Below are 3,875 nucleotides of genomic sequence, written 5' to 3'. Positions count from 1 at the left end.
ATACCCACCGGGGGCGCCCCCCCCCACCTCCTCTCCCCCCGCGGGCGGCCGGGCCGGGGGGGGGGGGGGGGGCTCGGGGCCTGATCCGGCCGCCCGGCACACGGGGGCGGGCCCGGAGGGGATCGACCCCTATCCGGCGACCCGGCACGCGCTGGAGCGGGTTGACCTCGACCCGGTGACCCGGCACGCGCCGGGGCGGGTCGACCTTGACCCGGTGACCCGGCACGCGCTGGGGCGGATCGAGTCGGAGGCGGACCGGATGACGGGTCTGGTGGAGGATCTGCTCCTGCTGGCCCGGCTCGACGCCGGGCGTCCGCTCTCATACGGGAGCACCGATCTGCTGCCGCTCGTCGTGGACGCGGTGAGCGACGCCCGGGCGGCTGACACGGGAGGGCCGGATGCGGACGCCGTGCACCGGTGGCGGCTCGAACTGCCGGAGGCCGCCGAGCCCGTGACCGTACGCGCCGATCCCGACCGGCTCCAGCAGGTGCTGGTCAACCTGCTCGCCAACGCCCGCACCCACACCCCGCCGGGTACCACCGTGACGGTCTCCGTGCGGCCGCCCGTACGCGACGGGGGGCCGGTCACGCTGGAGGTGCGGGACGACGGGCCCGGGATTCCGGCGGAGCTGCTGCCGCATGTCTTCGAACGGTTCGCCCGGGGCGATGCCTCGCGTTCGCGCGGGGCCCGTACGGAAGCGGCGACCGGATCCACCGGGCTCGGCCTCGCCATTGTGCAGGCCGTCGTCTCCGCGCACGGCGGGCGGGTACGGGTGGAGTCCCGGCCGGGCCGCACGGTGTTCGCGGTCGAGCTGCCGGCGGACGACGGATCGGCGGACGGCGGACGGCGGATTGACGGATCGACGGATCGACGGACGACGTACCGGCGGGCCACGACGTGATCCGCGCGGACTCACAGGTCGGGGACAGGCTCACCACACCGGCGTGACAGCGCGGTTGGCGAATGTCGGAGCATGACCACCGACAGCAACCTCCGGAGCGGCCCCGGAACGACCGGCCGCCGCAGTAGCAGCAGGGAAGGCGGGGACGGCGGGGGGGGCGGGGGGGGGCGCGCCCCCCCCCCCGGGGGGGCGGGGGGGGCCCCCCCCCCCCCCCCCCCCGCGGGTGTCCGCGGCCCCCGCCGCCCCCGTGCTCGACGTCGTCGTCCCCGTGTACAACGAGGAGAAGGACCTCCACCCCTGCGTGGTCCGCCTCCACGGCCATCTCGCGCGGACCTTCCCGTACCCCTTCCGCATCACCGTCGCCGACAACGCCAGCACCGACTCCACCCCGGCCGTGGCCGCCGCGCTCGCCGCGGAACTGCCCGGGGTGCGGTCCGTACGGCTGGAGGAGAAGGGGCGCGGGCGGGCGCTGCGTACGGTCTGGGCGGAGTCCGACGCGCCCGTCCTCGCCTACATGGACGTCGACCTCTCCACCGACCTCAACGCCCTCCTCCCCCTGGTCGCCCCGCTGATCTCCGGCCACTCCGACCTGGCCATCGGGTCCCGGCTCGCCCGGAGTTCGCGGGTGGTGCGGGGAACGAAGAGGGAGTTCATCTCGCGTGCCTACAACCTGATCCTGCGCTCGTCCCTCGCCGCCGGGTTCAGCGACGCCCAGTGCGGGTTCAAGGCGATCCGGCGCGAGGTGGCCGAGCGGCTGCTGCCGATGGTGGAGGACAGCGGCTGGTTCTTCGACACCGAGCTGCTGGTCCTCGCCGAGCGGGCCGGGCTGCGCATCCACGAGGTGCCCGTCGACTGGATCGACGACCCCGACTCGACGGTCCACATCGTGCGGACGGCCGCCGAGGACCTGAAAGGCGTGTGGCGGGTGGGACGGGCGCTGGCCGTCGGCGCGCTGCCGCTGGACCGGCTGGCCCGGCCCTTCGGGGACGACCCGCGCGACCGGGCGCTGACCGGGGTGGAGCGCGGGCTCGCCCGCCAGCTCATCGGATTCTGTGCCGTGGGCGTCCTCTCCACCCTCTTCTACCTCGCGCTCTACTCCCTCTTCCGGCTCGGCGTCGGTCCGCAGTTCGCCAACGGCGGCGCGCTGCTCGTCTCCGCCGTCGCCAACACCGCCGCCAACCGCCGGCTCACCTTCGGCGTACGCGGCCGGGGCGGGGCCGTCCGCCACCAGGCGCAGGGCCTGGTGGTCTTCGCCATCGGCCTCGCGCTGACCAGCGGCTCGCTCGCGGCGCTCGGCGCGGCCTCCGTCTCGCCCTCGCACGGCTCGCCCTCGCACTCCACCGAGCTCGCCGTGCTGATCACCGCCAACCTCGCGGCCACCGTGCTGCGCTTCCTGCTCCTGCGCGCCTGGGTCTTTCCGGCCCGCGACCGTGCCCCTGACTCCGAGGACATCCGATGACGACGACCACGACGACCACGATCACGAACGCCGACGCACCTCCGGAACCCGAACCCGGCACCGGCCCCCGCTGGGCACGCCCCGCGCTGTACGGGCTGCTGCTCGCCGTCGGCCTCGCGTACTTCTACAACCTCAGCGCCTCCGGCTACGCCAACTCCTTCTACTCCGCCGCCGTTCAGGCGGGCAGCCAGAGCTGGAAGGCCCTCTTCTTCGGCTCGCTGGACTCCGCGAACGCGATCACCGTCGACAAGCCGCCCGCCGCACTCTGGCCGATGGCCCTCTCCGTACGGCTCTTCGGGCTCAACTCATGGGCGATCCTGGCCCCTCAGGTCCTGATGGCCCTCGCCACGGCGGCCGTGCTCAACTCCGCCGTACGGCGTCGCTTCGGGCCGGTCGCCGGGCTGATCGCGGTCGGCGTGTTCGCGCTGACGCCGGTCGCCGCGCTGATGTTCCGCTTCAACAACCCGGACGCGCTGCTCGCCCTGCTGATGACCGTCACCGTGTGGTGCCTGCTGCGGGCGCTTGAGCAGGGGCGGACGAAGTGGCTGCTGTGGGCGGGGGCGGCGGTGGGGCTCGCGTTCCTGACGAAGACGCTCCAGGCGTTCCTGATCCTGCCGCCGCTGGCCGTGCTGTACGCGGTGTGCGCACCCGTTCCCGTACGCAAGCGGCTCGGCCAACTCGCCCTGTCCACGCTGACGATGGTCGTCGCCGGTGGCTGGTGGGTCGCGATCGTCGAGCTGATGCCGGCGTCCTCGCGGCCGTACGTCGGGGGCTCGCAGAACAACTCGTTCCTGGAGCTGACCTTCGGCTACAACGGGCTCGGCCGGATCAACGGCGAGGAGACCGGGAGCGTCGGCGGAGGTGGCGGCCGTGGGGGCGGAGGCGGCGGTGGCTGGGGCGAGACCGGCATCGGGCGGATGTTCAACTCCGAGGTCGGCGGCCAGATCGCCTGGCTGTTGCCCGCCGCGCTGATCCTGCTGGCGGCCGGTCTCTGGCTGACCCGGAAGGCGGCGCGTACCGACTCCGCGCGGGCCGCGTTCGTCGCCTGGGGCGGGGCGCTGCTCATGACCGTGGCCGTGTTCAGCTTCATGGCCGGGATCTTCCACGCGTACTACACCGTGGCCCTCGCCCCGTACATCGCGGCGCTCGTCGCCATGGGGGCGGTGGTGCTCTGGGAGGAGCGCTCGGCCTGGTGGCCGCGTGCGGTGCTCGCGGGCACGGTCGTCGTGACGGTCCTCTGGGCGTACGTCCTGCTGGGCCGCACGCCGGACCACCTGCCGTGGCTGCGGTGGGCGGTGCTCGCGGCCGGGCTGGTCGGAGCGCTCGGGCTGCTGGTCGTGGGACGGTTCGGCGGGCGGGGCCTGGCCCTCGCCGTGGTGGGGCTGAGCTGTGCGGCGTCGCTGGCGGGGCCGGCCGCGTACGCCGTCTCCACCGTGAACAGCGGCCACCAGGGGTCGATCGTGACCGCCGGTCCTTCGGCGGGCGGCTTCGGCATGGGCGGGCCCGGGGGCGGTG

2 protein-coding genes and 1 pseudogene are annotated in these 3,875 nt (G+C 74.3%); all 3 read left to right on the top strand.

Annotated elements, in window-relative coordinates; genetic code table 11:
• Positions 1 to 208: 208 nt before the first annotated feature.
• Positions 209 to 901: pseudogene (locus tag JS521_RS34425) on the top strand (sensor histidine kinase); the annotation flags it as partial.
• A 223-nt stretch (positions 902 to 1,124) separates the two neighbouring features.
• Positions 1,125 to 2,360 carry a bifunctional glycosyltransferase family 2/GtrA family protein gene (locus tag JS521_RS34420; RefSeq protein ID WP_307848003.1) on the top strand — a complete coding sequence of 412 codons (1,236 nt, stop codon included), beginning with the start codon at positions 1,125 to 1,127 and terminating at the stop codon, positions 2,358 to 2,360.
• A partial coding sequence (locus JS521_RS34415) for an ArnT family glycosyltransferase (protein WP_205086804.1) occupies positions 2,357 to 3,875 on the top strand: 1,519 nt, incomplete at its 3' end. The genes JS521_RS34420 and JS521_RS34415, both read left to right, overlap by 4 nt.

The organism is Streptomyces durocortorensis, assembly GCF_016901035.1.
Taxonomy (GTDB): domain Bacteria; phylum Actinomycetota; class Actinomycetes; order Streptomycetales; family Streptomycetaceae; genus Streptomyces; species Streptomyces durocortorensis.
The sequence above is the reverse complement of the archived record's forward strand: the minus strand, read 5'-3'. Positions and strand labels throughout refer to the sequence as shown.